The following is a 1,073-nucleotide window of genomic DNA, read 5'->3' on the forward strand; positions in this document are numbered from 1 at the left end:
CCGGTGCTGCCCATGCGCAGAAAGCCCATGGCCCAGGTCAGCAGGGTGTAGAGGCTGCCGCCCACCGCCACCGCCGCCAGCTGGTGGGCGTGCGGCAGGTGACCGACCACGGCGCTGTCGACCAGCGCCACCAGCGGCACCGACAGGTTGGAGAGAATCATTGGCGCGGCCAGGGCCCAGACCCGGCGCTGGGTCGGGGTGTGGCGCCAGGCGTCGAGCAGGGCGGACATGGGCGGCTCCGGCAAAGCGGCGATTATAGGCGGCGTTAGTACCTTTGCTGCTATCGCCGTCTGGTCATAGCAGCAACCGCACCTTCGCCTGCCTGCCGGTCTGGCTAGACTTTTTCCAGGGCCAGTCAACCAAGCGTCGCCGCGGCGACCGAGGAGGTGGATCATGCGTATGGCCGAAACCCTGGAGCGCCATCTGCAGCGGGCGCATTGCGACTACAAACTGATCGAGCACGAGCCCTCGGCCACCAGCCTGGAGGCGGCGCGCAAGGCGCACATTCCTGCCGCGCGCATGGCCAAGCCGGTGATCCTCGACGACCGCCGCGGCCACTACCTGATGGCCGTGCTGCCGGCCAACCGCAAGCTCGACCTGGACAAGGTGCGCAAGGGCAGCCAGCGCTGGCAACTGAGCGGCGAGCAGAACCTGGTCGGCCTGTTCAAGGACTGCCAGCGCGGCGCGGTGCCGGCGCTCGGCGCGCTGTACGGCCTGGACATGCTGATCGACCCGCAACTGGCGCGGCTGGCGGACGTCTACCTGGAGGCCGGCGACCACGAGAACCTGGTGCATATGTCGATGGACGACTTCTTCACCCTGGCGCCCAATGCCGAGGTCTGCGAGCTGTGCCATTGAACCGCGGCTGAAATCGTCGTCGTGCTTGGGCCAGGGAGCTGTGCGCGGCTTGGCGCTTTCGCCGCCGCGCCTCCTCCCTGGGTAGGCGCTCGGCTATAGTTGGGGTTCTCTGCGCCCCCCTATACCGGAGCCCGCAATGCCGAACAAAGGACTGCTTCTGGCCCTCGCCCTGAGCCTGCTCAGCGCCTGCGATTCATCCCAGGACCCCGCCACCG

At 68.0% G+C, this 1,073-nt stretch carries 2 protein-coding genes; one reads left to right on the forward strand and one right to left on the reverse strand.

Translation table 11 applies throughout. The annotated features are described in order from the left end of the window. A partial coding sequence (locus tag N878_RS21825) for an MATE family efflux transporter (RefSeq protein WP_036988579.1) occupies positions 1 to 230 on the reverse strand: 230 nt, incomplete at its 3' end. 163 nt (positions 231 to 393) lie between these two features. On the opposite strand from N878_RS21825, the gene N878_RS21830 reads away from it, so the two are divergent. Continuing rightward, positions 394 to 858, forward strand: coding sequence for an aminoacyl-tRNA deacylase (locus tag N878_RS21830; protein WP_021445651.1), 465 nt, complete (start codon positions 394 to 396; stop codon positions 856 to 858). The last annotated feature ends 215 nt before the right edge of the window (positions 859 to 1,073 follow it).

This window comes from Pseudomonas sp. EGD-AK9 (genome assembly GCF_000465935.2).
Classification (GTDB): domain Bacteria; phylum Pseudomonadota; class Gammaproteobacteria; order Pseudomonadales; family Pseudomonadaceae; genus Aquipseudomonas.